Consider the following 26,070-nt stretch of genomic DNA (forward strand, 5'->3'; position numbering starts at 1 on the left):
ACGTCCAGCAGCGTGACGGCCCGACCCTCTAGGCGGATCCACCCACGGGAGACGAAGTCCGCGAGGGACTTGTTGACCGTCTCGCGGGAGGCGCCCACCAGCTGGGCGAGTTCCTCCTGGGTGAGGTCGTGGGGGACGTGGACGCCCTCGTCGGTGGGGGAGCCGAAGCGGTCGGCCAGGTCCAGCAGGGCCTTGGCGACGCGTCCGGGTACATCGGAGAAGACCAGGTCCGACAGGGACTCATTGGTCCGGCGCAGACGCTGGGCCAGGGCACGCAGCATGTGCTTGGCCAGCGTCGGGTTCGCGTCGAGGATCCCCATGAGGTCCTGGTGGTCCAGGTAGAGGAGCGTGGCGGGGGACACCGCGGTGGCGGTGGTCGAGCGCGGGCCCGGGTCGAAGAGGGTGAGCTCACCGATGATCTCCCCGGGACCGAGGACGGCGAGCAGCGACTCGCGCCCGTCGTTGGAGGTGTGACCCAGCTTCACCTTGCCCTCGGTGATGATGTACAGGCGGTCGCCGAGGTCGCCCTCGTCGAAGAGGGTCTCCCCACGCCGCAACGTCGTGCGTCCCATCTTCGACTGGAGGGAGGCCTGCTGGTCCTCGTCCAGTCCGTCGAAGAGTGGTACCTGGCCGATGATGTTGCCGTCAGGGAACATGTCTCTCCAAACTCCGTTTCTGTGTCAGGTCCGGGTCCGGGGGGTCGGTTCCCGACCGGATGTCGCCCATTGTGTCGCAGGTGTGACCTCCACCACCACCCAACGGGAGGACGGAGCCACACCCCATCACCCCTATTATGCCTGCGTGGACCCCTCACCAGCGCACTCACGAGCACTCGACGTGGTGCGCCGACTGGACGCGACCTATCCGGACGCCCACACGAGCCTCGACCACACCTCCCCCTTCGAGCTGCTGGTGGCCACGGTCCTCTCTGCCCAGACCACCGACGCGCGCGTCAACACCGTCACGCCGGAACTGTTCCGTCGCTGGCCGGACGCCCCGTCCCTGGCGGGCGCGGACGTGGCTGCGGTGGAGGCGGTGGTCCGGCCCCTGGGGTTCCAGCACCGGCGAGCCGGGCAGGTGGTCGCCCTCGCCCGGGCCCTGGTGGCCCACTTCGGTGGGGCGGTCCCCGGGGACGCGCGGTCCCTGGAGTCCCTGCCGGGCGTGGGGCGCAAGACCGCCAACGTCGTGCGGGGGAACTGCTTCGGTGTCCCCGCCCTCACCGTCGACACCCACGTCGGGCGCCTGTCGCGCCGGCTGGCGTGGACCGACTCGAAGGACCCGGCGCGGGTGGAGCGTGACGTGTGCGCCCTGCTGCCCGGGGTCGACTGGACCCAGCTCTCCCACGAGATGATCTGGCACGGCAGGGCGGTGTGCCACTCGCGGGACCCGCGGTGCGGGGACTGCGTCCTGGCGGACCTGTGCCCCTCGGCGGGCACCTTCGCCTGAGCGGGCACGCCCGCGGGGACGGATCCCTGTTGCCTCAGTGCTCCCGCGGGGGCACTCCCTCCAGGTGGCGCAGCAGGGCGGCCACCAGCTCGTGGGGGGACTCCTCTGCGGGGAAGTGGCCGCACCCCGACAGTGAACGGGCCGAGAAGCGGCCCTTCACCCGGCGCGGATCCCCGTGGAAGTCCGTCGGGTGGAGGGAGGAGTCGAGCGCACCCCGCACGGACAGGACCGGGACGACCACGGGGTGGGCCAGTTCCCGGCGGGCGGCCAGGGACAGGTGGCGGGCGGCCGCAGCGGAGTCGATCGCGGCGGAGGCCGCGAAGGGCCTTGTCAGCGCCGCACGGTAGGGCCCGGCCTGGGCGAGCAGACGTGAGCGGTTCGCAGGAGCCGCCCAGTTGCGGATGATCCCGTCCACCAGCCGACCGTTCTCCAGCAGCCGGATGCGCCGCAGCGGCACCTCCAGACGGACGTCGAGCAGCCCGGCGGCGGAGAACAGCGACTTCACGCTGCGCGACGGGCGGCCCAGGGGGTGGGGGGCCGCCACCGTGGTCACCGACCGCAGGGAGACCGGGTCCTGGGCGCCGATCATCCAGGCCACGCACCCACCGAGCCCGCTGCCCACGACGGAGAACTGGGCGATGCCCATCGCCGAGACCACCGCGGTGACGTCCCGGGCGAGCTGGGTGAGGTCCGGGTCGTCGCGCTGGAGGTCCGAGGTGCCGAACCCACGAAGGTCGAGGGCGAGGACGCGGTGACCTGCCGCCGCGAGCTGTGGGATCACCTCACGCCACGACCACCAGAAGAACGGGAAGTCGTGGAGGAGGACGACGGTGTGCTCCGCATCGTCCGGCCCCGCGTCGGCGACGTGGAAGGACGCGCCGGCCGCGCTGACACGCCGGTGCGTCCACGGGCCCTTGGGCTCGAGGAGGGACCGTGGGACGGGAGGACGGTGGGTCACCGCTCAGCGCTCTCCTGCGGCCCGGGCCGCCCTGCGCCGCTCTCGCCACGTCAGGTGGGCGCCCTGCGGATTGACACGGGCGACCTCGGCGCGCAGGGCCTCCTCCTCGCGGCCGGAGCGGCGCACCCGGTGGGAGGTCCACCCGATGAGCAGCAGCACCACGCCGAGCAGCAGGAGCCGCCCGGAGTAGCCGCTGGCCTGGAGGTGGTGGGCCAGGTTCGCCCCGAAGGAGTTCCACTGGTCCAGCCAGTCCAGCGCGGGCAGGACGGCGCGCGCGGTGACCCCGGGTGCCACGACCCAGGGGATCCCGACCACGGTGACGACGATGCCGACCACGTGGGCCCCGAGGGAGGAGTGGCGCGCGAGGAGCACCACGAGCCAGACGACGAGCAACCCGCCGAGGAGCTCGAGGAGGGCTGCCGGGTTGAGGACGCCGGTGGACATCGGGTTGTCGGTGGCCAGGGTCATGCGCGCCCCGGCATCGGCGAGGAGGTACCAGCCGAGGGGGACCAGCACGATGCTCAGGAGGAGTGACCAGACATGGGCTGCGGCCCGTGAAGGGACCTCCGGGACCACAGTCGCACCCTCGAAGAGCGCGTCGTCCAGGGACTTCGGCGTGGCGGAGGGCCGCTCACCCTCGGCATCGGCGTCGGAACGCGGACGCCACTGGGCCTCGCCCCCCTCCTCGCTCGGCTCCTGCGGCGGGGCGACGAAGGACCGGCGGTGGACCTGGGTCTGGTCGAGCTCGTCCTCCGGGTCGGCGGGGGCGGCGGCGGGCATGATGCTGGTGCGCCGTGGCGCGGTGTCCTCCACGGCGTCGGGCGTCCCGGTCGCGGCCTGGTGGTGCGTGGAGCGGTTGCCGAGGACGTCGGGGGGGAGGTCGGTGGAGGTGTCCTCGCCGGTCGTCGACGAGGGCGCGACCGTCTCCACGTCAGGGTCCGGGATCGGCACGACCGGGATGTGGTGGCTCGAGGTGGTGGTCTCCTCCTCGGTGGCCTGCGGGGAGCTCTGCGGGGCACCGGTGGGTGCCGGAGCGGTGGCCAACCACGAGGGAGCCCCTGTCGACGGCTCCCCGGGCGTGGCCGGTGCTGCGGGAGCCAGGGCGGTGGGGGCCTCCTCGGAGTGGGAGGCTGCGTGGGACGGGACGTGGGGGTCGGATGCAGCCGCCCCGGTCGGGTGAACGGTCGACCCGTGGGTGGGCGGCTCGTGGGCCACCGGCGCGGTGAGCTCGGGTTCTGTCGGCTCCGGTTCGGGTTCGCTGGGCGCGGTCTCGGTCTCGGTCTCGGGCCCCGCCGACTCCTCGGCGACGTGCGGGGAGGATGCCGGGGCGGCCACGCCGGATGTCTCCACCGGGGCGATGACCTCGACCGTCTCGGCGACCTCGACCGGTGCTGCCGGCTCGAGGGTGGTCGGGAGGACGACGGGTTCCGCCGGTGCGTCAGGGAGTGTGGAGTCCTCCGACCGTGCGGGCTCCCCGGACCGGGCCGCCCCCTCGGGCTGCGTCGGCTCGGTGGGCCGCGCGGGCCCGTCGACCTGCGTGGTCCCGGCGTGCGGGGTCGTCCCGACCGTTTCCGGGAGCACGACCGAAGGGGCGGTCACCGACGGGTCGGGTGGCGTGTCCTCGTCCGGGGATGCGGGGTGGTGCTCCTCCACGGGGGCCTCCTCCGGGGCGGGGGAATCCACCGTGCCGGTGCCGCCCTCGTCGTCGGGGTCGGTGGCGGGAGTGGTCGGTCCCGGGTCGGCCACGGCGGTTGCGTCGGGCTCGAAGACCGGCTGGGCGTCGAGGACCAGGTCGGCATCGCTCGGCGGAGCTGCCTCCGGGTCCAGGTGGCGGGCGTCAGGGTCCTGGTCGGTCATGGGTCCTCCTCTTTCCCGCCCAACATAGCGCCCGGGCGAGTCCAGCGCCCTGAAGGCGGGCGGCTGGCCGTCACATCCCGGGGGAGGGCTCCTCGGTGCCGTCGGGGTCGCCGACGGGGGCGGACGCCGCACGTCGGCTGAAGTGGACGCCCAAGGAGGTCGCCACCAGCACCAGGCCGAGTGCCGAGACGACCGGTGCCGTCAGGCCGAAGGCAGTGGTCCGTGACGGCCCCGGCGTGATGACGATCCCGGTCAGCGTCGCCCACACGGGGAATCCGAAGAAGCCGGGGAGGACCATCAGCAGCCAGGCGGGCACCTGGGTGCCCATCACGGACCACCGCGCCCCGAGCGCGACGATCCCCAGGAGCAGTGCGGCCAGGAGACCGGGCAGGACGTGCGGCGTGTACAGGTCCAGGATTCCCGGCAGTCCCCGTGCGGCGACCTCCGTGGTGTCCCTCGGGGCGGCCACCAGCAGGCAGAGCACGGCCGCACCCGTGAGGAGCATCGAGCTCGAGGCGACCGCAGTGCGCTCCCGGGTGTGGGACTTGAACAGGCGTCGGGGCGTGGGCCTGCGGGCGTCCCCGGAGCGGCGGCGCAGCAGCACCGCTGCCGCCGAGCCGGCACAGATCGCCGCCACCGACACCGGGTACAGGCCCCATGACAGGGCGACCACCATGTCGGCACCCGAGACGTCGGAGGCGCGGAAGGAGAGGAAGTGGAAGGCACCGAGCATCTGCATCGCGCCGACCAGCACCGACACGGCGGCGGTGACGACCGCGCCGGCCGGGGAGTCCTCACTGTTGACGCTGATGAGGACCAGGAGCAGGGCTGCCACGAGTGCCCCCACCATGCCCTCGGAGGAGGACAGGGGCTGTCCGACGGCGGCGGCGGCCTGCAGGTCGGTGACCGCCATGCCCATGACGACCAGGGCGATGGGGGCGAAGACCAGTGCGAAGAGCGCGCACCGCAGGTGGTGGGCGCGGTCGGTCCCGGTGGCCGCGGCAGGTGCCGGGTGGGGGCCCGGCGCGCTCACCACCTCCCCCGTGCGTGGCACGGACGTGGTCGGGCCGCTCCCCGGGCCCGGCCTGCGGGGCGCCCCGGTCGTCATCCCCGCGGTGTCCATGCCCCCAGTATCCCTCCCCCGTCCCCGGGCACGCCGGACGGGCCGGTCGGCGCCCAAGGGGGATGCCCGGATCCGTCCCTCGCACCCCGCTAGGCTGGCCGGGTGCCCGATCCCACACCCGACGACAGTCCCCCGGCCCGACTGGCACGCGCGTGGGACGACCCGCGTGTGCGTGAGGAGGTCCGCCGTGCGGAGGAGGCGCTGACCCGCCTGCGCTTCCACGAGGGGCTCCGGAGGGGATGGCAGGAGGCGCGCGCCGAGGCGGCGGTGCGTGAGGCCTGTGCGGTCGCCCGCCTGGAAGGGGTCCGCACCACGGTCGACGACCTGCGCCTGGCCACCCTCGAGGATGCCTCCGGAACCCTGTCGGAACCGGATCCCGGTACGGCACTGGCCCTGGGGATCTGGAGGGCGCAGTGGAACCTGGTCGGTGGGTTCGCGCCCCTCAACACGCGCACCCCGCAGCGACGGGTGGCCCGACCCCTGCCCGCCCTCCTCGCGCGCATCCACCGCGACACCTGCTCGGGCCTGGTGGCGGGTGGGGCCCTCGCACAGGACCGGGTCGCGATCCCGGTGGATCCCGCGTCGTTGGCCGGGGTCCTCACCCTGGCCTCGGGTGACCTGCCGGCGTTGGCGGCCTCGGCGGGGATCGTCGCCCTGTGCCGGGCCTCGGACGTGTTCACGCCCGGATCCCTGGCAGTGGGGGCGGCACTGGCCCGCTGGGTGCTGGTGGAGCGGGGGGTGGACCCGACCGGCGTGGCGGTGGTGTCGCTGATGGACTGCGAGGACCCGAAGGGCGCGGGTCAGGCCCTGGGCGGCTGGGTCGAGGGTGGCGACGAGGGCGCCGTGGGGTGGCTCGTGCGGTGGGCGCGCGGGGTCCGCGCAGGTGCCGAGGAGGGGATGGACGTCGCGTTGCGGGTCCAGGCCGGTCGCCTGGGCTGACCGGCGCTCCGCCACCCGCTGACCACCGGGTGGTGGACCAGCGGCAGGTGGTGGGGTCGCCCCCGAGCCACCGACCCCGAGCCACCGACCCCGAGTCACTCCACCCGATCCACCACACCCGGGAGGACACGTGCCGGGGGGACGGTGCCGGCGACGCCCTCGTGGCGGGAGGGGTCAGGCGAGCACGCGCCGGGCACGCACCAGGGCGTAGCCGACGGTCGTGGCGGTGAGGACCCCGATCGCGAGGGGCAGGGCCACGCGTGCGGGGGAGGTCCGCACCCGCACCGTGTGCGTGAAGGAGAGGACCTGCCAGTCGTTGTCGCGGGCCACCTCCCGCAGGCGGCGGTCGGGGTTCACCGCGACCGGGTGGCCCACGGAGCGCAGGAGGGGCAGGTCGGTGGCCGAGTCGGAGTAGGCGAAGCAGTCGGCCAGGTCCCAGCCCTCGCGTCCGGCCAGTTCGGCGCAGGCACGGGCCTTCTCCTCCCCCTGGTCGAAACGCAGGATCCGTCCGGTGAAGGTGTTGTCCGCGTCGACCTCCGCCACCGTGCCGATCGCGTACTCGGCCCCGAGCATCGCGGCGATGGGGCGCACCATCTGCTCCACGGAGGCCGAGGCGATGACGACCCGGTGGCCGGCGGCGCGGTGGAGGGCGATGAGGTCCAGTGCCTCGGTGTAGCAGACCGGGTCGACCGAACGGGTGAGGGCCTCGGCCACCGTCGATTCCAGGACGGTGGCGTCCCAACCGCGGGCGAGGTCACCCAGGGAGTCGCGCATGCGTTCCATGAGGTGCTCGTCGGCCCCGCGCAGCAGGTAGGGCAGGTGGATGAGCGTCCCGATCGCCGCACCACGGCGCGTGATCAGGCCCGCCCGGACCAGGGGGTCGCGCAGGGCCACGGAGGAGGAGGTCGCCAGCACGGTCTTGTCGAGGTCGAAGAAGGCGGCGACCGGTGGGGAGGTGCGTTCGGTGTCCATGGCCCCCCTTGCCGCTGCGTGCTGCCGGACCCGCGCCGCCGTCGTGGGGGCGCATGCCGTCCCGTGTCCGTCCACAGGGCGGGTCGGGTCCCAGTGTTCCACAGGTGGCGCTCGCGGGGGTGGCCGCGTCGGGGGCTCCCGTGTGTGCTGGCCCATGGAGCACAGGGCACGGGAGGGACGCCGGTGGGTGCGCCCCCGCGGAGTGGCGGGCGGCTCCCCGGGTGCGCCGCGACCTCCCCGGGTGCTCATCCGTGGTCTCGACGAGGAGGGGACGAGGGCGGCTGCCGCAGTCGTGCGACTGGTCGGGGGTGAGGCACTGGTCCCGGGGTCACCGCAGGTGCGGGACGGCGGCGGGGTGCCCCCGGCGGCGGACGTGGACCTGGTGCTCGCCCCTGGCCCCGGGGTCGTGTCCGGTCGTCGGGACACGAACGCGCACGCGGGTGCAGCTGCACCCGTGGTCGTCGTGGGGGACGGGGGGATCCTGCGCCTGCCGGGGGACGAGGGACTCCTGGCGGACCTCGTGCGTGCGGCCTCGCTCGGGCGCCACTCCCCGGTCGTGCCGGGGCGGGGGACCTCGGCCGGGGTCCTCCCGGGGGTCGCAGCGCCGGGGGAGACGGTGGACCCACCGCGCCACCTCGTGGTGGCGGTGGCCGGCTGGCAGGGAGGGGTGGGGACGACGGGGCTGGTCCGTCTGCTCTGCGGGCACGCGGGAGCGGTGGCGGTGGACGCCACCGGCGCCGGACCCGGGGTGGTGGACCGGGTGAGGAGGGGCTGCCGGGGGTGAGGTGGGCGGACCTGCGCGCCGGGGAGCCGAGCCCGCACCCGGACCTGCTGTCCCGGCTGCCGGTCCTCGGGTGCGGACCGGCCCTGGTCGCCGATCCCCGGGGTGGGGCCGACCTCTCGGACCCCCGCCTCGCGCCGCTGCTCCACCACTTCCGCCACTCCCGGGACGTGGTGGTGGACATGGGCAGGTGGGACGGGCGCGCGGCCGTGCTGACGGGTTCCACCGCGAGGACTCTGCCCGGGGCCACGCCCCCGTCCGCTGCGACGTCCCTGCAGGGTGCGGGCCCGGGACAGGGCGCAGCGGGGCGGCACGGTGCGGGGGCTGGGCACCGCGGGGAGGTCCCCGGGGTGGCCGGCACCGGACCGGGCGGGAGGGGGTGCGTCGACGTGGTCTGCCTGGTGGGGCGCGGGGACGACGCCTCGGCCCCCGCGCTCGCGGGTGCCCTGGCGACGTGGTCGCCCTCGTGCCCGGTGGTCCTCGTCCACACCCGACGACTGCCGTCGGCCCTGCTGGGCCGCGCCCTGCCACGGGAGGGACGTGCGGGTCCGGTCACGACGTGGCATCTCGACGGACGGATGCGCGGGCCCCGTGCGCGTCGTCGGCTGGGGGTGCTCTGGTCCAGGCTGCGGCGCCTCGCCGCGGCGCCGTCGGTGGGAGGGGGTGGGTCGTGAACCCACCGTGGCACCCCCGCCACGCGACCCAGGTGGACACGGGGGCCGCGCAGGTGGAGGGGGACGGACGCGGATGGGCGCTGCGCCGTGCGCTCGCGGAGGGGCAGGACGTGGCGGGGGCGGTGCGGGCGCATGCACGCCCGGGTGCCGGGATCCACGAACTGGTGGACGGGATGGAGGAGGTCGCCGCCCTCGTGAGGGGCGTCGGTCCCCAGCTCGCGCCCCTCCTCGCCCACCGCGACGTCTCCGACGTGCTCGTGACACCCCAGGGCGTGTGGGTGGACCGCGGGGAGGGCGTCGAGGGGGCCGGGGTCGACCTGGGTGGGGAACCGGGTGTCCGTGCACTGGCCGTCCACATGGCCGCCGCCTGCGGCAGACGCCTCGACGACGCGAGCCCGGTGGTCGACGGGACCCTCCCCGGGGGCGTGCGCCTGCACGCGGTGCTGCCCCCGCTCTCACGTGACGGCACGGTGATCTCCCTGCGGACCTCGAGGGCGGTCGCCTTCTCCCTGGAGGATCTGCTGGGGGCGGGCACCGTCCCGGAGGAGCTGGGCTGGTTGCTGCCCGCCCTCGTGAGCTCCCGGGCCAACACGCTGGTCAGCGGCGCGACGGGGTCGGGCAAGACGACCCTCCTGTGCACCGTCCTGGGACTCGTGCCCGCCACGGAACGGATCATCTGCATCGAGGAGGTCACCGAGCTGCGTCCCTCCCACCCCCACGTCGTGCACCTCCAGGAGCGGCGTCCCAATGTGCAGGGGGTCGGGGGAGTCACCCTGGCCGACCTCGTCCGCGCGGCCATGCGGATGCGCCCCGACCGCCTGGTGCTGGGCGAGTGCCGGGGGGCGGAGGTCCGCGACGTCCTCACCGCCCTCAACACCGGGCACGACGGCGGCTGGGCGACGATCCACGCGAACACCGCGCAGGACGTCCCCGCCCGCCTCGCTGCGCTCGGGGCGCTGGCGGGAATGGGGGAGTCCGCCGTGGCGGCCCAGGCCGTGGCCGCACTGGACGCCGTCGTGCAGATGCGGCGTGACGCCCGCGGGCGTCGAATCTGCCAGGTGGGGGTGCTCCGGCGACGCGGACACGACCTCGTGTGCGAGGTCGCCCTCGACGTGGGTGCCGCGGGCGGGGTGGAGCGGGGGCCCGCCTGGGGGGAACTGCGTTCCCGCCTCGGTGGGGAGGCACCATGACCGCGGTGGTCGCAGCCGGTGTGTGCGCCGCGCTCCTGGGCGTGCTCCCGCTGCTGGGGCGGTGGCGGTGGGTCGTCACCGTGCGCCACTGGCGTGGGGACGCCCCTCCTCCCCGTGGTCGTGCCGTGGCGGGGGAGCCGTCCGGTGGGGCGGGCGCACCCCACGGTCGGGGGGCAGGGGTTCCCCTCTCGATGGTCGTCACCGAGGTGGCCGCGCGCCTGCGGGCCGGTGCATCGACCCCCCGGGCGTGGGAGCAGGCGTGGGGGAGGTTCCCCGGGCTCGGTCCCCTCGGGGGGATCGACGGCGAGGGTGTCCCCGAGGGCGTGCGGCGCCTGGCACGACGACCCACGTGGCGGGACTGCCTCCCCCGGGTGCAGGCGGGTTGCGGGGCCGGGTCGGTGCGGGACCCCGGGCCCGCCGCGGTGCGGCGTCCACGACCCGTCGAGGTCCTGCGTGCGGGAGGGGCACCGGCGAGGGCCCGTCGGAGTGCGGCCCGGGCGCTGGAGGCGGCCTGTCGTTTCACCCACCACCTCGGGGCGCCCCTCGCGGAGGTCCTCGACCTCGTGGCCGACGGGATCGACGACGCGGCGGGCGCCGAGGAGGCCCGCAGGACCGCGGCGAGTGGTCCCAGGACCTCCACCCGGGTCCTCCTGGCCCTCCCCCTGCTGGCGGTCGGGCTGGGGGAGGCAGCGGGGGCGGAACCCCTGGCGTTCCTCCTGGGGGGTGGTGTGGGGACGCTCTGTCTCCTCCTGGGGGTGGGGTGCCAGGTCGGCGGACACGTCGTCTCCCGGATCCTCACCCGTCGCGCCGAGGGAGGTGTCGGGGTGGGGGTGGACCCGGCCGTCCTGTGCGACCTGGCGGTCGCCGGCCTCGAGTCCGGGGCCTCGGTGCCGGCGACCCTGGAGGCCCTGGCCGCCGCGGCGGGGATCCCCTCCCTGGGGCGCACCGCACGAGAACTGCTCCTCGGGGTGCCCTGGGGCAGGGCGTGGACACCCACCCCCGAGGGGACGGAGGACCTCGGCAGGGCACTGGAGCCCGCCTGGACCGATGGCACCGCCCCGGTCCCCCTGCTCACGCGGGCGTCCGCCCACGTGCGCGCGCGGCGCCTCGCCCGGGCCCGCCAGGAGGCCGAGAGACTCGCCGTCAGGCTCGTGGTCCCGGTGGCGGCGCTCCTGCTCCCGGCATTCGTCGCCCTCGGTGTCGTGCCGACCCTGGTCCACCTGGCGTCGACCGGGGCCGTGCCGTCCCCCTGAGGTGGCAACCGGCGTCGTGTCCACAACCCGCTGGGCGCGGCACGGATCCCTCCACAGGTGCGCGACGAGCCGGTGACGGACGGGGGAGTCCACCGGAGGCTGGTGGTGTCCCGGAACGACCGGGACGCACCGGAGAGAGGAGAAGCGGATGTACGAGGGGGAGGTGGCCGACACCCTGTCGGCGGGGTCGGACGGTGAGGAGGGCTCGACCACGGTCGAGTACGCGATCGGGGCGGTGGCGACGGCTGGCTTCGCCGGCCTGCTCCTGCTGGTCCTCAAGTCGGGTGCCGTCCGGGGCCTGCTCACCGGCATCATCGAGACCGCGCTGTCCCTGTGAGACGGAGGGGGTGGTGATGGTGCGACCGCGTCGGCGTCGGGGGCCCGGTGCGGCTCCCGACGCCGGCATGGTCACCGTCGAGCTCGCACTCGGTCTCCTCGCCGTGGTCGTCGTCCTCGGGCTCGTGCTGGGGGTCGTGGCGGCGGGGAGTGCACGGGCCTCCCTCTGCCAGGCCGTGCGGGAGGCCGCCAGGGAGGCGTCGGTGGGAGGGGAGGACCCGGGCGACGTCGTCGCCCGATCCCTCGGCCGGGGCGCCGGGTCCGGCGCAGCGGTGTCGGTGTCGAGGCAGGGGCGGTGGGTCGAGGTGAGCGGTACCGCCGTGGTGGGTGGACCCGCGGGATGGGCGGGCCTGCAGGTGACCTGCGAGGCGAGGACGCTGGTCGAGGGGTGGGTCCCGTGAGTGGGCGGGACCGGGGCTCGGGCACCGTCGCGGCGGTGGGGATCGTCCTGGTGGCGTTGCTGCTCGGCGTCGTGCTGGCCGCATCGGGATCGGTGCACGCCCACCTGGTGCGGGCGCGGGCAGTCGCCGACCTGGCCGCGCTGGCGGGTGGGGACTCCTCCGCGGTGGCCGCGTGGACCGGGGTCGGGGCGGCACCCTGTGAGCGGGCGGGCGCCGTGGCCGACGTCAACGGACTGGAGCTGGTGTCGTGCAGTGTCAGCGGGCGCGACACCCGGGTGGTGGTCAGGGACGTGGTGGTGGTGCTCGGCGTCCCGGTGGCCGTGGGTGCCCGCGCGCGGGCGGGGCCGCAGGAGTGAGGGGGAACGACCGGGGAGCGTGCGACCGACATCGCTCGCACGACCCCCGAGGGGTGTCCCACCCGTCAGCGCATGTCAGCGCACGCCAGAAGGGGCCGGTCCGAAGACCGACCCCTTGAGGCATCCCATCAACACAGTGCGAGTCTTCCCGATGAGCGTCCCTTTCCGGTCCACCGGATCCCTTGTGGATCCCAGGACCTCTGTTCCCGATGACCACCAATGTAGGCAGCCACCCTTGGGGGAACGTTGGACGAACCTATGAGTTCGCTGGGATTTCCGGCGGGCACCTGTCCACGAGGTGGCGCAGGAGCGCGATCGCCCCCGACTTCGACAGGGGCTCGTTGCCGTTGCCGCACTTGGGGGACTGGATGCACGCGGGGCACCCGTCCTCGCAGGGGCAGGAGGCCACCGCCTCCAGCGTCGCGGAGATCCACTCCCGGGCGTGGGCGAAGCCGTGGGCGGAGTACCCGGCCCCTCCCCGGTAGGCGTCGTGGACGAAGACCGTGGGGGCGTGGGTGTCCTCGTGGTCGGCGGTGGAGAGACCACCCAGGTCCCAGCGGTCGCAGTTGGCGAGCAGGGGGAGCAGCGCGATCGCCGCGTGCTCGGCGGCGTGCAGGGCTCCGGGGAGGTCGGCCTGGGGGATCCCCGCCGTGCGGGCCCCCGTCGGGGAGAGGGTGTACCAGGCCGCGCGGGTGGGCAGCGTGTGCGTGGACATGTGCAGTTCCTGGTTGCGGATGAACTCCAGACCCGGCAGGCGCAGCAGGTCGAAGTCCGTGACCCGCGTGGACACGTCGACCTCACCGAAGTGCCAGGACACCGAGCCGTCGGGGCACGTCCAGGACCGCTCCTCCGAGACGACCTCCACCGAGACGTGCTGGGCCGCCCTCGTCCGCAGCCGGGTGCGCACCTCCTCCACCACGGCCACCCGCTGGCGCGAGGCCTGCATGACGGGGGACAGCTCGAGGACGTGGTAGGTGCGCCCCTGGTGCAGGTAGATCGCGTCGGGGAACACCTGGGCGTCCGCGGAGGAGTTGTCGACGGTGCCGATGACGGTGCCGGTCCCGGACTCCACGATCTGGACGTCGCCCGCCGAGCCGCGCAGGTCCGTCAGGTCCGCGGCGCGACCCTCCCGGGACACGTCCCAGTACCAACCGCGCGCCCTGCGCCTGAGGTTACCCTGCTCGACGAGTTCGTCGAACATCGTGGTGTCGGGCAGGCCGAAGACCTCCAGGTCCTCCTCGGTGAGGGGGAGCTCCGCGGCGGCCGCACACAGGTGGGGGGCCAGCACCCAGGGGTTCGAGGGATCGATGACGGAGGCCTCCACATCGGCGAGGATCGCCTCGGGGTGGTGGACCAGGTAGCTGTCCAGGGGGTTGTCGGAGGCGATGAGCACGGAGACGCCCTCGTCCCCCGCACGCCCCGCGCGACCCACCTGCTGCCACAGGGAGGCACGCGTGCCGGGCCAGCCTGCCGTCACGGTCGCGTCGAGGCCGGAGACGTCCAGGCCGAGCTCCAGGGCGCTGGTCGTGGCCAGGGCCCGCAGCCCGCCGCTGCGCAGCTCGCGTTCCAGGGCGCGTCGCTCCTCGGGCAGGTACCCCCCGCGGTAGGCGGCCACCCTCCCCGCCAGGGGTGAGCCGTGGGAGGAGAGACGGTCGCGGACCTGGGCGGCCACCGTCTCCGCGCCGTGACGGGAACGCACGAAGGTGAGCACCCGGGCCCCGTGCTCCATGAGCGCCGCCGTCAGGTTGGCCGCCTCCGTGGGGGCGCTCAGGCGTTGGACCGGGGCCTCCAGCACCAGGGGTTCCTCCCCCTGGACGGCCGCCAGGAAGGACTCGATCGACACCTCCGACCCGTCACGCATGAGCGCGCCCTGCCACAGGGCCAGGTGGTGGGCGCCGGCGGGTGCACCGTCCCGGTCGATGGCCACCACGCCGGGGCGACCCGTCATCCGTTCCCCGACCAGGGCCGGGTCCCGCACCGTGGCGGAGAGCACGACGACGACGGGGTCGGCGCCGAGGTGGTGGGCGATGCGCAGCAGGCGGCGCACGACCAGCGCGATGTGGGAGCCGGTGACGCCCCGCCAGTGGTGGAGCTCGTCGATGACGACGTAGCGCAGGGACGCCAGCATCCGGGTCCAGCGCTCGTGGCCGGGGAGCATCACGTAGTGGAGGAAGTCAGGGTTGGTGAGGAGCACGTCGGCGTTGCCCCTCGCCCACTCCTTGGCCTCGCGCGGGGTGTCCCCGTCGGCCGTGGAGGCGCGGACCCGCAGCCCACCCGCTCCGAGCACGCGTTCCAGGGCTGCCAACTGGTCCGCGGCGAGGGCCTTGGTGGGGGACATGTAGAGCAGGGTCGGGCGGCGGTGGACCTGTGAGATCCGCGTGGAGTGCGCGGAGTCGGACAGGTCGGAGAGGATCGGGACCCATGCGGCCAGGGACTTCCCCGAACCCGTGCCCGTGGCGAGGACCGTGTCGTGGCCCGCGTGGATCGCGTCCAGTGCCTCGCGTTGGTGGGACCAGGGCCGGGTGATCCCCAGGGCGCGGTAGGCGCCCACCACCTCGGGTGCGACCCACTGCGGCCACTCGGCGAGGACCTCGCGGCGGGCGGGGACCACGTGCATGTGGACGAGGCGTTCGTCGCGACGACCCAGGTCCTCCAGGAGTGTGACGAGGTCGGCGGGGGAGGCGTCGGTGGTCCTCCCCTCCCCGCCCGCCGCCCCTGCGGGACCCAGCTGCCCGGGCATGTCCGCCTCAGTCGTCCTCCGGCTGGTCACCCCAGCCCAGGGCGTGGGTGGCCGCCTCCTTCATGTACCCGATGGCGCTGATGCCCGTGGAGATCCCCGCGCCGAGGTTCTCGGCGAGTTGGGTGTCGGTCAGGCCCGCGCGCGTGTCGACGATGAAGTCCGCACACACCTGCAGGGTGCCGGTGTCGGAGGGGATCCAGTAGACGGTCGGGAAGTACTTCTCCCTGTTCCACCCGTCGGCCGCCGCGAAGATCGCCTGCGCGCAGGAGGAGGGATCCCTCCCCGTGTCCCACACGGCCCTCACCGACACGAAGCGACCGGTGGCGTCGAGGCTGAGGAGCACGGGCACACCGTCGAAGACGGCTCCGGCCGCGCGTCCCTCCACGAGCACGTCGACCTCGTACCCCATGGAGTCGACCACGGTGAGGAGACGGTCGAAGGGGACGGGGAAGGGGACCGACGGGTCGTCGGGGACCACGAAGGGCGTGGCGGTCATCGTCACTCCTCCTCCCAGTCGACGAGGTCGGGGTGGGTCTCCTCGACGTCACGGAAGAAGCCCATGATCATCCCCATCGAGGTCTCGCAGAAGTTGGTCAGCTGGTCCTCGGTGAGCCCCGACATCGACACCACGTTGCACTCCGCCACGAGGCCGAAGCGTCGCCCGTCCTCGAAGGGCGCGAGGAAGGCCTTGGGCCCGGTCCTCCGGGCGTTGCACTGGCAGACCTCCTCCGCGAGGGCGGTGAAGGCGGCGTCGTCCTGGGCGATGCCGCGCCACTGTGCCCTCAGCTGGAGGATCTGGGGGTTGGAGGTGTTCCAGAAGAAGATGGCGTTGGAGGTGGGGACGGCCAGTTCGGAGTCGGCGTACTCGCCGAAGCTCACGTCCCGGACGGCCAGCATCGACCGGATCCTCTCGGTGTTGACCGGAGTCGGTCCTGACACGGTGTTCCCCCTCGTTCGCATGGTCCCTCGATGGACGCCCCACACCCTATCCGAGCGCGGCCTGCGGGGCGCGGGCGCGGCGGGGGACGACCCCTGCCGCTCGGGCGCACAGACGGGGCGTTCGCGGGTGCGGTGGTGGGGGCATTGCCGGGTGCGGTGGCGGGGACCACCCCCGCGTGCGGCCCCTGTGGCGGGGGACCGGACCTGCCGGCGGGAGTTCCGCGGTCCGGGGGTCCCTGCCGGTGGTGCGCACACCTCGCCGCTACAGTGGGCCGGGAACCAGGGGGAGGAAGGGAGCACAGATGGCGGAGGAGGCCGAGGGCGCGCAGGGACCGGCAGGGTCCCCGCGGGATGCCGCGGGCCCCGGTGCTCCCGGGTCCGGCAGCCCGGAGGCACGACCTCGCGCGACGACCCGCCCGGCCACCCCCACCTCCTGGGCGGAGCGGCCCGACGGGTACCGCGCACGCCTGGCGCGACGTGTCTGTGCGGCGGCCCTGGGGGTCCTCCTCACCGGCTCCCTCGCCTGGACGGCCCTGTACAGTCCCGCCGGTCAGGCACTGGACACCGTTCTCATGGAGTCACTGACCGCGTGGAACGGCGCCCTCGGAGGGCTCGGGACCGTGGTCACCGGACTGGTCTCGGTGGAGGCGTCCGTCGTCGTCTCCGCCGTGGTCGTGGTGATCGCCGTGGTGCGCAGGCGTCCGACCCTGGCGGGCCGGGCCCTGGGTGTGGTCGTCGGCGCCAACGCCACGACCCAGCTCCTCAAGGCCGCCCTCGACCGCCCGGATCTCGGGGTCGTCACCGTGCTGGACAACTCCCTTCCCTCCGGGCACGTCACCTTCGCCGCCTCCGTCTCCCTGGCGCTGGTCATGGTCGCCCCCGAGTGGTCACGGACCGCGGCCGCGTGGCTGGGATGGGCCTGGACCTCCCTCATGGGGATCACGGTGATGGTCGACGCCTGGCACCGACCCGCCGACGTCGTCACGGCCGTCGCCATCGCCGGGGTCTGGGCACTCGCACTGTGCCCGATGGAACACTGCGAGCGCCACGGCAGCCCTGCACGCAGGATCATGGGAGCCGTCGCCCTGGCCCTGGTGGTCCTCGCGGTGGTGGGTGTCGTGGTCGGCATCGCCGGGACGGATCTTGTCGGTCGGGGCGTGAGCGGGGGAGCCGGCTACGGCTTCGCGTCCTACCTCGCGGCCCACCCCTGGCGCGAGAGGCTCCTCGCCCTGTGCAGCGCGGCACTGGTCACCGGTGTGGTGGGCATCGTCGTCCACGAGGTCGACCGACTCAGCTGGTCCTGACCGCACCACCCGACACCGCGGTCCCGGGGCAGTGACGCAGCTCACGCACCCGCTCGTACCGGCCCCGCCCAGCAAGGGGACCTTGGTCCCGCCACCGCCCCGACACCCCTCCGCGACGCGTGACCGCCCATTCCTCACCAACACAGGTGAAACCGCCAGTGGGAAGGTGACACGGTGTCGGTTCCAGGCGGGCCTCCCCGCGGTTCCGCCGGGTGTGCGGGTGGTTCACGTCCCCGGCCACTGACCGTGGGGTCAGTAGCCACGAACGCTCACAATTGCCCTGTTCATGCAGGTCAGAAGGTTTCTGACAGGCAAGGCTTGCCGAAGCGACCGGGACCTAGGTCGCCGCACGCTCCCGAGTTTTCCCGCCAACCCTCGGTGTGACGGTAGGATTCCCATCGCACGGGTCCCGAAGCACGAATCGAAGCGGAGGAGTCCGGGACATCCGCGTCACCCCGTGGCGCGGTGAATTCTCACCACTGTCAACATCTCGGCCTGGTCACGGTCCAGCCGTCACCATTCAGGAGTCCACCCCATGTCTTCTTCCACCACGCTGACCTACGAGGAAGAGGTCGTCACCTCTCCCACGGTTCGCAAGGTCCTCGCGTCCCTGCGTCTGACCACCGGATTCATCTTCCTGTGGGCCTTCCTCGACAAGACCTTCGGCCTCGGCTACTCCACGGCCTCCGAGAAGGCCTGGATCCACGGGGGCAAGCCCTCCCAGGGCTTCCTCGGGAACCTCGCCGAGGGCAAGCCGCTGACCGGCTTCTTCGGCTCCATCGCCTCACCCCTCACCGACGTCCTGTTCATGCTCGGCATGCTCGGTGTCGGCCTGGCGGTCATGCTCGGCATCGGCACCCGGGTCGCCGCCTGGGCGGGTTCGATCATCATGGCGCTCATGTGGCTCGCCGAGTTCCCGCTCGTCACCGGCCAGGGTGATGCCGCGACGAACCCTCTCATCGACTACCACGTCATCTACGCACTGTCCCTCGTCCTCGTGGCCCTCACCTACGCCGGTGACACCTGGGGCCTGGGTCGTTGGTGGAAGTCCCTGGAGATCGTCCAGAAGAACCGCTGGCTCATCTGAGTCGCACTGCACGTCCCCGGGGGGGCGTCGGGCCGGTCATCCGGCCCGGCGCCCTCCTTCGTGCGCCGGGTGGGTGTCCGTCGTGCCGGGCTCCCCGGGGGCGCTTCCCAGGGCGGCGAGCCGCTGGAGCGGGGTCGCGGCGGCGAGGGCGGCACGACGCTCGGCCTCGGGCAGGGAGTCGAGGAAGCGGGAGATGTCCTCCACCCACACCCGGTCGATGCGTGCCTTCTCCTCGAGGGCGCGAGGGGTCACGGACAGCACGACACGCCTGCCGTCGGAGGGATCGGTCGAACGTCGGACGAGTCCACGTCGCTCGAGCCTGCGCACGGTGACGCTGACATTGCTCACCTGCAGTCCGAGGTGTCGGGCGACCTGCACGGGTGAGGAACCCGGATGGTCCACGAGGTGCAGGAGCACCTCCACCTCGGACAGGGGGAGGGGATCCACCCCGGCGCCGCGGACGGCGCGCCGACGCGGGCCCACGACCAGCCCCTGGACGGCGGTGGCGAACGCCTCCACCGCTCCCGTGCCCCCGTCGTCGGCCACGTCCCGCTCCTGTCCCCCGATGTGTCATCGGTTGCCCCGCCCCGTGGAGGGGGCGGTCCATATGCTTATATTTTCATAAGTAATGGGCGTCCGCCCACCGATGACAGCCGGGAGACACATGAGCACCGCACCGACCCGTCTCCGCACGGGGCCCGACGCAGGGACGGACCCCAGGTCCGGTCGGCTGCCCTCCGGTCTCCTGGTCTCACTCGCCCTGCTCTCGGCCTTCGCGCCGATCTCGATGGACCTGTACCTTCCCGCCTTCCCCCAGATCATGGCTGACCTCCAGGCCAGTGCCTCGCAGGTGCAGTGGACCATGACGACCTTCCTGGCGGGCGCCTGCCTGGGGCAGTTCGTCTTCGGACCGCTCTCCGACCGCTTCGGTCGGCGCGGACCCCTGCTGGTGGGCAGTGCGCTGGCGGTCGTGGCCAGCGCCGTGGCGGCACTGTCACCGAGCATCGGGGTGCTGATCGCTACCCGCCTCCTGCAGGGGGTCACGGGCGCGGCCGGAATGGTCATCGGTCGGGCGGTCGTGGCGGACCGGGCCAGGGGACGGGAGGCGGCACGCGGTTTCACCCTGGTGATGGTGGTCAACGGCGTGGTCCCCGTCATCGCCCCCTTCGTCGGGAGCCTGGTCCTCACGGCGACGAACTGGCGGATCGTCCTGGCCACCGTGGCGGTCGTGGCTGCGGCGACCCTCGTGGCAGTGGTGTTCCAGGTCCCGGAGTCCCTGCCCCCGCAGCATCGGACGGGAAGGGGCGGGAGGAGCCCTGCGGTCAGCGAGGCGGCGGCATGCGCTCACGCCAGTTCCTCACCCACACCGTGTGCTTCGTCTTCGCCTTCGGGACGCTGATGGCCTACATCTCCGCCTCCTCCTTCCTCTACCAGGAGGTCATGGGGTGGAGCGCGCTGCAGTACGGGCTCCTCTTCGGCGGCAACGCCCTCGTGCTCACTGCGATGAGCGCCCTGTCCACGCGGCGCATCCGGGTCGTCGAGCCCTCCCACGTCCTGGACCACGGCCTCGCGCTGTTGGTCCTGGGCGCCCTCTCCTTCGCGGTCGTGGCCGCCGTCGGCGTGGACCCCCGCTGGCTCCTGGCACCCCTCGTGGTGGCAGTGGGCAGCCTCGGCCTCGTCCTCGGCAACTCCACGGGCATCGCCCTGGCAGCAGTGCCACCCTCGACGGGGAGGGCCAGTGCGATCCTCGGAGGGGCCCAGTTCGGACTCGCCGCCGTCGTGTCGTGGGTCCTCGGCCTCACCGCCCACGACGACGCCCTACCGCTCGCCCTGGTCATGGTCGCGACCTCACCGGTCGCCGCCGGCGCCCGGGCCCTCGGCGCCTCCCGGTCACGGCGGGCCTGACCACCGCGTTCCGTGGGACCCCGGCGGTGCCGGTCGCACCACCCAACGGCGTCGGTCGCACCACCCGCTCCCGCGGGGTGCGGCGCAGCGCCCCACACCCGACAGACAAGGACACGGACACCATGACCACCAGCACGGCGGTGGTCGCCACGGAGCGACCCGCCCGTTACGGCAAGCAGCTGACCTCGCACATGGCCCGCAGGTCGGTGACCACCTGGGACGGGGACACCGACTCCGGTGCCGTCGTCCTCGGCGGAGGGGAGGCCCGGGCCGACCTCACCAGCCGACCCGGTGCCCTCGAGATCTCGCTCGTCACCGCCCCCGACCTCGTGGAGCAGTACGACGAGGTCATCGGGATCCACCTCGCCCGCTTCGGGGCGCGCGACGCCCTCGTCGTGTCCTGGCAACGCGAGGACGGCAGCGCGGGCACCACCCAGGGGCCCATCGACCCCGACGCCCGACGCGGGCACCATCGCGAGCAGGACCCGGGGGCCGGTCCCAGGGACTGACCACCGCCCCGGGCCGATCCCGCCCGCGTTCGACCCCCGCCCGACCATGGGGCCGACCCCGCCCCGGCTGCGCCCGTCCCGAGGGGTGTTCCGGTCCCCGGGGGGCGACCGCGCCCCTGTCAAGGACCCGGCACCCGGTGTCCGTGCTCCCGGGGTCCGGGTCGGCCCCGAAGGGGACCGACCGGGACCTTCGACCCCCTCCGACGGGGTTGGCGAGGACTTCCCCACACCGTGCGCGCACGACACGCCCTTGGCGCCTCGACCCCTCCTCCAGCACCTAAATATAGTGCTGTGACGTGCCCGGGGGCACTAGATGTAGTGACCCCGGACGTGTTCCCGAACACGGTCCACCGCCCGACCAGGGCCTCCGCCGAACCGCCCCGGGGACACCACGAAGGACCGACCCGAGGTGGAGGAGCCCCATGAGCCAGCGATACGACGTCGACGCCATCAGCACGATCGAGGAGTACCTCGACCGCTCCGACTGGCGGGTCAACGCGAATGCCAACCAGGGCTACTCACTGGGCGGGCTCATCCTCAACACCTCCGGCAAGATGGTCGCCAACTACTGGCTCGAGCGTGTCTTCAGCCGTGACGCGGGCGCCGCCCACCGCGCGGGCGACATCCACATCCACGACCTCGACATGTTCGCCGGGTACTGCGCCGGGTGGTCGCTCAAGCGCCTCCTCCAGGAGGGCTTCAACGGGGTCCCCGGAGCCATCGCGGCAGCCCCCCCGAAGCACTTCTCCTCCGCGTGCGGGCAGATCGTCAACTTCCTGGGCACCCTGCAGAACGAGTGGGCCGGCGCCCAGGCCTTCAGCTCCTTCGACACCTACATGGCGCCCTTCGTGCGCCTGGACGACATGACCTACGACCAGGTCGTCCAGTGCATGCAGGAGCTGATCTACAACCTCAACGTCCCCAGCCGCTGGGGCTCGCAGTGCCCCTTCACGAACCTCACCTTCGACTGGACCTGCCCCGACGACCTCGTCGACGAGCACCCCCTGATCGGGGACGAGGTCTGCGACTTCGCCTACGGCGACCTCCAGCCGGAGATGGACCTCGTCAACCGGGCCTTCATCGAGGTGATGAGCGGGGGCGACGCGGACGGACGCGTCTTCACCTTCCCCATCCCGACCTACAACATCACCCCGGACTTCGACTGGGACACCGACAACGCCAACCGACTCTTCGCCATGACCGCGAAGTACGGCCTGCCCTACTTCCAGAACTTCATCAACTCCGACCTGGACCCGCACATGATCCGCTCCATGTGCTGCCGCCTGCAGCTGGACCTGCGCGAGCTGCTCAAGCGCGGCAACGGCCTCTTCGGGTCCGCGGAGCTGACCGGCTCCATCGGGGTGGTCACCCTGAACATGGCGCGCCTGGGGTACCTCCACAAGGGCGACAGGGAGGGCCTCGTGGCGGCCATGGACCACCTCATCGACCTGGCCTCCCAGACCCTGGAGCGCAAGCGCGAGACCATCCAGTACCACATGGACCGCGGCCTGTTCCCCTACTCCCGGCGCTACCTGGGCACCCTGGACAACCACTTCTCCACCATCGGCGTCAACGGCATGAACGAGATGGTCCGCAACTTCACCGACGACGCCCACGACCTCACCGACCCCGAGGGCTTCGCCATGTGCGAGCAGATCCTGGACCACGTCCGCGACCGCATGGTCGAGCTCCAGGAGTCCACCGGTCACATGTACAACCTGGAGGCCACGCCCGCTGAGGGCACCACCTACCGCTTCGCCAAGGAGGACCGCAAGCGCTTCCCCGGGATCATCCAGGCCGGCACCGAGGAGCAGCCCTACTACACGAACTCCTCCCAGCTGCCGGTGGGGGCCACGGATGACCCCTTCCAGGCGCTCGAGGACCAGGAGGTCCTCCAGGGCAAGTACACCGGCGGCACCGTGCTGCACCTCTACATGGGGGAGCGCATGAGCTCCGGGGAGGCCTGCAAGCAGATGGTGCGCCGCTCCCTGACCGCCTTCAAGGTCCCCTACATCACGATCACGCCGACCTTCTCGATCTGCCCCGTCCACGGCTACCTGGCGGGTGAGCACTTCGAGTGCGAACGCTGCGCCGCCGCCCACCCCGACCGCGACCCGCAGCCCTGCGAGGTCTGGACGCGCGTCATGGGCTACTTCCGTCCCGTCCAGTCCTTCAACATCGGCAAGAAGGGCGAGTACGCGGAGCGCCTGATGTTCACCGAACGCGCTGCCCGGGACCACGGCGAGCTCGTCAGCGCCTTCCCCGCCGTCGCGGAGTGAGGGCCCGGATGGGGGGTGCGGACCATGACCACTGACGAGGGCGCCCCCGTGTCCTCCCCCGGTCCACGCAACCGTCCCCCTGTCCGGGCGGAGGACCTCCAGATCGCCGGCATGCAGCCCATGTCGGGGGTCGACTGGCCGGGGAAGCTCGTGGCGACGCTGTTCCTGCAGGGCTGCCCGTGGGTGTGCCCCTACTGCCACAACCACGCCATCCTCGACCCCCGCCTCCCCGGGATGGTGGGATGGGAGGAGGTCGAGGACCTCCTCGCGCGACGCCACGGGCTGCTCGACGGGGTGGTCTTCTCCGGTGGGGAGGCCACCCGGCAGGTGGCCCTGGGCGATGCCATGGAACGCGTGCACGACCTGGGCTACCTCGTGGGCCTGCACACCGCGGGCCCCTACCCGCACCGTCTCGAGGAGCTCCTCGCCGCGGGCCTCGTGGACTGGGTGGGCATCGACGTCAAGGCCCTGCCCGGGGACTATGCGGAGGTGGCGGGTCGCCAGGGCGCCGGGTGGAAGGCCTGGGAGTCGCTGCGCCGGGTCGCCGCCCATCCCGAGGTCGACCACGAGGTGCGGGTGACCGTCTACCCCGGGGGCCCCGTGGACGCCGTGGGGATCGCGCTCGCGGTGCGGGACATGGGCATCCGCAGGATCGCCCTGCAGCAGGCCCGGGCCCAGGGGGCACCCGAGGGGTTTCGGGCCGACGGCATCGGCTGGGAGGACCAAGTCCGGGCCATGGCCCGCGACATCGGGGCCATGGGCTTCGAGGAGTTCACCTTCAGGCCCGCCTGAGGGAGACCGCGGGAGGTGCAGGGGACGAGGGGCTCCGCCCCCGGCGGGGGCGGTCCGCCCCGGCCCACCACGGCCTGAACGGCGCGGATCTGCGGGCTTTGGCGTGACCTCGCGGTGCCTCTCCGCGTAGGGTGTGCACGTACGTCAGGACGACCGAGGGGACCAGAACATGGGTGAGGGACCCATTCCGACCGGGATGGCCGGCACCGCAGCCGATCCCGGAGCCGACCCGGAGACCCTGCGCCAGATCGCCTTCCACTACCCCGAACTGCGTCCCGTGGTGGCGGCGAACCCCGCCGCCTACCAGGGTCTCCTGGACTGGTTGGCCGCCCTGGGTGACCCGAAGGTCAACGCCGCACTCGCGTCGAGGGTGCCCGATCCGGCCCGTCCCGGAAGCGGGGCGGGTCGGCCACCGACATTCGCTCCGGTGGCTGCCGCATCCGCCGCGACGGTGGCGGACCTCGGTGGGACCCCGGTCCAGGGGGTCCCCAGCGGTGGTGGTCCGCGCCGGACGGGGATGTCGACGGGGGCGAAGGTCACCCTGGTCGTCCTCGTGGTCGCCGTGCTCGTCCTCGCCGGGATCGTGTGGGCCATCTTCCGTGGCGCGGGGGGCGGGGCCGAGTCCGGTCAGTCCTCCGATGCGGACTCCACCCCCACCGCGACCTCGACCGAGAGCGCACAGCCCTCCGAGTCCGCCACGGGCGACGTCCGGTACCCGGCGCCCAGTGGCGCGGTGGCCGCGTCGAGCGTGGTCTCCCCCTCCGGGAACATCGCCTGTGACCTCCAGCCCGACTCCGTGACCTGCTCCATCGTCGAACAGGCCTATGCCCAGAACGGACTCGAGGACTGCGAGGGCCAGACCTTTGCCCTCACCGCCGACGGGACCGCCTCACAGCGTTCCTGCGGCACGACGGTGCCCGGCACCGGCACACAGCTGCCCTACGGCACCACCGCCGTCAACGGGAACTCCGCCTGTCTCTCGGACGAGAAGGGCGTGAGCTGCTGGAACACCGTGTCGGGACAGAGTTTCGCCCTGGCGCGCCAGGGCTGGCAGACGGGCAACAGCGGCGAGATCACTCCCGACGACTTCCGCTGGTGAACGGAACCGCCGGGTGGAGTGGTCAGGCGGCGAACATCGCGACGAAGTTCGCGATGATCCGGCCCGCCTGGTGGTGACCGGGTCCGTTGCGGCCGATGAGGACCAGTGAGGCCAGGTCGTCGGCACCGGCGTAGCCGGCGTCCTCGTAGGCACTCAGGCGCTGGCTGATGACGTCGGAGTCGAGTTCCGGGTTGAACTGGGTGGCGTAGAAGGTGGGGGCGAGCCTCATCATCTGGATGGGACAGCTCAGGGAGCGCGCGAGCACGACGGCCCCCTCGGGAGCCTCCTCGACCGCCTCGTGGTGGCCCACGTACGTGGTGAAGCCCGTGGCAGCCAGGTCCCTGAGCAGGGGGTCCTCGCGTCCGGCCTGCGTCAGCACGATCTCCACCATCGAGGGGGGCTCCGCCCAGCGGGTCGTCACCGGGGCGCCGCGCATCCAGGCTGCCACCTCCATGCCGTAGCCGGTCGCCAGGCAGGGGGTCCCGGCCTCGCTGATCTGGGTGAAGAGGTGCTCGAGTTCCCGTTCGGTGTGCTTCTGGGTCGCCGACTTCCGCTCGTCGGGCGTGGTGGTCCCGTAGGGCGAGCCCGCCACCATGATCCCGGAGAAGGCCTGCACGTCGATGTCGGGCAGGCCCAGGAGGTCGAGCCGCACCTGCTGGAGCTGGTCCTCCCCGAGCCCCGAGGCGCGGAGGAAGGAACGGCGTTCGGCCTCGATGGCCTCGTCCTCTGGACGGGTGGAGACGAGCAGGTAGGGCTTCATGCTTCAACTGTAGGCAAAGTGGTGGTCCGATGTCTGTGCGGGACCAGCCGATGACCGCCGCGGCGGACCCCACTGCTCCGCCGGGCACGTGACGTGGTGTCGGGGTGGGTCCAAGGTCCGGCGTGGGCGCGGGGTCGGTTCAGGAGGTCTGCAGCAGCAGGTAGGCCAGCCCCCACAGCAGGAGGAGCACCAGGGACACCGCGAGGGCGCCGCCGCCCGCCCGGGCGCCTGCACGGTGGAGGCGCGGTGCGCGTGCCAGGCCGATCCCGCCCAGGACCGCGGACACCAGCAGGACAGGGGGCAGGAAGACGCCGACGAGCGTCAACCACAACGCGGTCGTGGCCACGCCGTTGGTGGGCGGCAGGGGGGA

26 protein-coding genes and 1 pseudogene are annotated in these 26,070 nt (G+C 73.0%); 16 read left to right on the forward strand and 11 right to left on the reverse strand.

Annotated features, from left to right (window positions below):
• Positions 1-656 (reverse strand): Crp/Fnr family transcriptional regulator (locus TA90_RS04635; protein ID WP_043534849.1); only part of this gene is annotated, 656 nt, incomplete at its 3' end.
• A gap of 145 nt (positions 657-801) precedes the next feature.
• Here TA90_RS04635 and nth point away from each other — a divergent pair.
• Positions 802-1,446 (forward strand): endonuclease III, encoded by a 645-nt coding sequence (nth, locus tag TA90_RS04640; protein ID WP_043534850.1) that lies wholly within the window; start codon positions 802-804, stop codon positions 1,444-1,446.
• Positions 1,447-1,480: 34 nt separating this feature from the next.
• Here nth and TA90_RS04645 read toward each other — a convergent pair whose 3' ends face one another.
• From TA90_RS04645 to TA90_RS04655, 3 genes are all read right to left on the reverse strand, one after another.
• Complete coding sequence (locus TA90_RS04645) at positions 1,481-2,404, reverse strand: alpha/beta fold hydrolase (protein ID WP_043534851.1); 924 nt, start codon at positions 2,402-2,404, stop codon at positions 1,481-1,483.
• A 3-nt stretch (positions 2,405-2,407) separates the two neighbouring features.
• The gene (locus tag TA90_RS13100) at positions 2,408-4,261 is read right to left on the reverse strand and encodes a hypothetical protein (protein WP_052450508.1); all 1,854 of its coding nucleotides are present in this window, start codon (positions 4,259-4,261) and stop codon (positions 2,408-2,410) included.
• A 70-nt stretch (positions 4,262-4,331) separates the two neighbouring features.
• Entirely contained in the window at positions 4,332-5,384 is a 1,053-nt protein-coding gene (locus TA90_RS04655) for a hypothetical protein (RefSeq protein ID WP_052450509.1), read from the reverse strand.
• Between the two features lie 102 nt (positions 5,385-5,486).
• Here TA90_RS04655 and TA90_RS04660 point away from each other — a divergent pair, with 102 nt between their 5' ends.
• Positions 5,487-6,323, forward strand: coding sequence for a hypothetical protein (locus TA90_RS04660; protein ID WP_156135660.1), 837 nt, complete (start codon positions 5,487-5,489; stop codon positions 6,321-6,323).
• Positions 6,324-6,497: 174 nt separating this feature from the next.
• On the opposite strand, the gene TA90_RS04665 is transcribed toward TA90_RS04660, so the two are convergent.
• Complete coding sequence (locus TA90_RS04665) at positions 6,498-7,295, reverse strand: HAD family hydrolase (protein WP_043534852.1); 798 nt, start codon at positions 7,293-7,295, stop codon at positions 6,498-6,500.
• A 241-nt stretch (positions 7,296-7,536) separates the two neighbouring features.
• Here TA90_RS04665 and TA90_RS04670 point away from each other — a divergent pair, with 241 nt between their 5' ends.
• The 7 genes from TA90_RS04670 to TA90_RS04700 all read left to right on the forward strand — a co-directional run bounded on the left by TA90_RS04670 (position 7,537) and on the right by TA90_RS04700 (position 12,286).
• Positions 7,537-8,079, forward strand: a complete 543-nt coding sequence (locus TA90_RS04670; RefSeq protein ID WP_043534853.1) for a hypothetical protein — start codon at positions 7,537-7,539, stop codon at positions 8,077-8,079.
• Entirely contained in the window at positions 8,076-8,750 is a 675-nt protein-coding gene (locus TA90_RS04675) for a hypothetical protein (protein WP_043534854.1), read from the forward strand. The genes TA90_RS04670 and TA90_RS04675 overlap by 4 nt, the downstream gene beginning before the upstream one ends.
• Complete coding sequence (locus TA90_RS04680) at positions 8,747-9,940, forward strand: TadA family conjugal transfer-associated ATPase (RefSeq protein WP_407921580.1); 1,194 nt, start codon at positions 8,747-8,749, stop codon at positions 9,938-9,940. Before TA90_RS04675 ends, TA90_RS04680 begins: the two co-directional genes overlap by 4 nt.
• Positions 9,937-11,193: a type II secretion system F family protein gene (locus tag TA90_RS04685; RefSeq protein WP_052450510.1), complete on the forward strand. Its 1,257-nt coding sequence runs from the start codon at positions 9,937-9,939 to the stop codon at positions 11,191-11,193. The genes TA90_RS04680 and TA90_RS04685 overlap by 4 nt, the downstream gene beginning before the upstream one ends.
• 148 nt (positions 11,194-11,341) lie before the next feature.
• On the forward strand, positions 11,342-11,530 hold the full coding sequence (locus TA90_RS04690) for a DUF4244 domain-containing protein (protein WP_043534855.1): 189 nt from the start codon (positions 11,342-11,344) through the stop codon (positions 11,528-11,530).
• 16 nt (positions 11,531-11,546) lie between these two features.
• Positions 11,547-11,930 carry a TadE family type IV pilus minor pilin gene (locus TA90_RS04695; protein ID WP_082031454.1) on the forward strand — a complete coding sequence of 128 codons (384 nt, stop codon included), beginning with the start codon at positions 11,547-11,549 and terminating at the stop codon, positions 11,928-11,930.
• The gene (locus TA90_RS04700; RefSeq protein ID WP_231550662.1) at positions 11,927-12,286 is read left to right on the forward strand and encodes an Rv3654c family TadE-like protein; all 360 of its coding nucleotides are present in this window, start codon (positions 11,927-11,929) and stop codon (positions 12,284-12,286) included. The genes TA90_RS04695 and TA90_RS04700 overlap by 4 nt, the downstream gene beginning before the upstream one ends.
• Positions 12,287-12,542: 256 nt before the next feature.
• Here TA90_RS04700 and TA90_RS04705 read toward each other — a convergent pair whose 3' ends face one another.
• The 3 genes from TA90_RS04705 to TA90_RS04715 are packed head-to-tail and all read right to left on the reverse strand — an operon-like array spanning position 12,543 to position 15,923.
• Positions 12,543-15,026 (reverse strand): DEAD/DEAH box helicase, encoded by a 2,484-nt coding sequence (locus TA90_RS04705; protein ID WP_052450511.1) that lies wholly within the window; start codon positions 15,024-15,026, stop codon positions 12,543-12,545.
• Between the two features lie 7 nt (positions 15,027-15,033).
• Entirely contained in the window at positions 15,034-15,522 is a 489-nt protein-coding gene (locus TA90_RS04710; RefSeq protein WP_043534857.1) for a YbjN domain-containing protein, read from the reverse strand.
• 2 nt (positions 15,523-15,524) lie between these two features.
• Positions 15,525-15,923, reverse strand: coding sequence for a YbjN domain-containing protein (locus TA90_RS04715; protein ID WP_043534858.1), 399 nt, complete (start codon positions 15,921-15,923; stop codon positions 15,525-15,527).
• Positions 15,924-16,267: 344 nt separating this feature from the next.
• Between TA90_RS04715 and TA90_RS04720 the strand changes: the two genes are divergently transcribed.
• Together TA90_RS04720 and TA90_RS04725 are read left to right on the forward strand one after the other, a co-directional pair.
• Positions 16,268-17,269 carry a phosphatase PAP2 family protein gene (locus tag TA90_RS04720; RefSeq protein WP_052450512.1) on the forward strand — a complete coding sequence of 334 codons (1,002 nt, stop codon included), beginning with the start codon at positions 16,268-16,270 and terminating at the stop codon, positions 17,267-17,269.
• A 535-nt stretch (positions 17,270-17,804) separates the two neighbouring features.
• Positions 17,805-18,356: a hypothetical protein gene (locus TA90_RS04725; protein WP_043534859.1), complete on the forward strand. Its 552-nt coding sequence runs from the start codon at positions 17,805-17,807 to the stop codon at positions 18,354-18,356.
• A 36-nt stretch (positions 18,357-18,392) separates the two neighbouring features.
• Here the strand turns inward: TA90_RS04725 and TA90_RS04730 are convergent, their stop codons facing one another.
• Positions 18,393-18,902 carry a MarR family winged helix-turn-helix transcriptional regulator gene (locus TA90_RS04730; protein ID WP_052450513.1) on the reverse strand — a complete coding sequence of 170 codons (510 nt, stop codon included), beginning with the start codon at positions 18,900-18,902 and terminating at the stop codon, positions 18,393-18,395.
• Between the two features lie 118 nt (positions 18,903-19,020).
• On the opposite strand from TA90_RS04730, the pseudogene TA90_RS15490 reads away from it, so the two are divergent.
• The 5 genes and pseudogenes from TA90_RS15490 to TA90_RS13115 all read left to right on the forward strand — a co-directional run bounded on the left by TA90_RS15490 (position 19,021) and on the right by TA90_RS13115 (position 24,940).
• A pseudogene (locus TA90_RS15490) lies at positions 19,021-20,261 on the forward strand (multidrug effflux MFS transporter).
• 122 nt (positions 20,262-20,383) lie between these two features.
• Positions 20,384-20,770, forward strand: a complete 387-nt coding sequence (locus TA90_RS04740; RefSeq protein WP_074015291.1) for a DUF2218 domain-containing protein — start codon at positions 20,384-20,386, stop codon at positions 20,768-20,770.
• Between the two features lie 422 nt (positions 20,771-21,192).
• The gene (locus TA90_RS04745) at positions 21,193-23,049 is read left to right on the forward strand and encodes a ribonucleoside triphosphate reductase (protein WP_043534860.1); all 1,857 of its coding nucleotides are present in this window, start codon (positions 21,193-21,195) and stop codon (positions 23,047-23,049) included.
• A 24-nt stretch (positions 23,050-23,073) separates the two neighbouring features.
• Positions 23,074-23,841: an anaerobic ribonucleoside-triphosphate reductase activating protein gene (locus tag TA90_RS04750; RefSeq protein ID WP_052450516.1), complete on the forward strand. Its 768-nt coding sequence runs from the start codon at positions 23,074-23,076 to the stop codon at positions 23,839-23,841.
• 169 nt (positions 23,842-24,010) lie between these two features.
• Positions 24,011-24,940 (forward strand): variant leucine-rich repeat-containing protein, encoded by a 930-nt coding sequence (locus TA90_RS13115; protein ID WP_052450517.1) that lies wholly within the window; start codon positions 24,011-24,013, stop codon positions 24,938-24,940.
• A gap of 22 nt (positions 24,941-24,962) precedes the next feature.
• On the opposite strand, the gene TA90_RS04760 is transcribed toward TA90_RS13115, so the two are convergent.
• Both TA90_RS04760 and TA90_RS14955 read right to left on the reverse strand, forming a co-directional pair.
• Positions 24,963-25,700, reverse strand: coding sequence for a glutamine amidotransferase-related protein (locus TA90_RS04760; protein WP_043534861.1), 738 nt, complete (start codon positions 25,698-25,700; stop codon positions 24,963-24,965).
• A gap of 139 nt (positions 25,701-25,839) precedes the next feature.
• Positions 25,840-26,070: hypothetical protein (locus TA90_RS14955; RefSeq protein ID WP_407921581.1), on the reverse strand; the 231-nt coding region annotated here is incomplete at its 5' end.

This window comes from Actinomyces polynesiensis (assembly GCF_000820725.1).
Classification (GTDB): Bacteria; Actinomycetota; Actinomycetes; order Actinomycetales; family Actinomycetaceae; genus Pauljensenia; species Pauljensenia polynesiensis.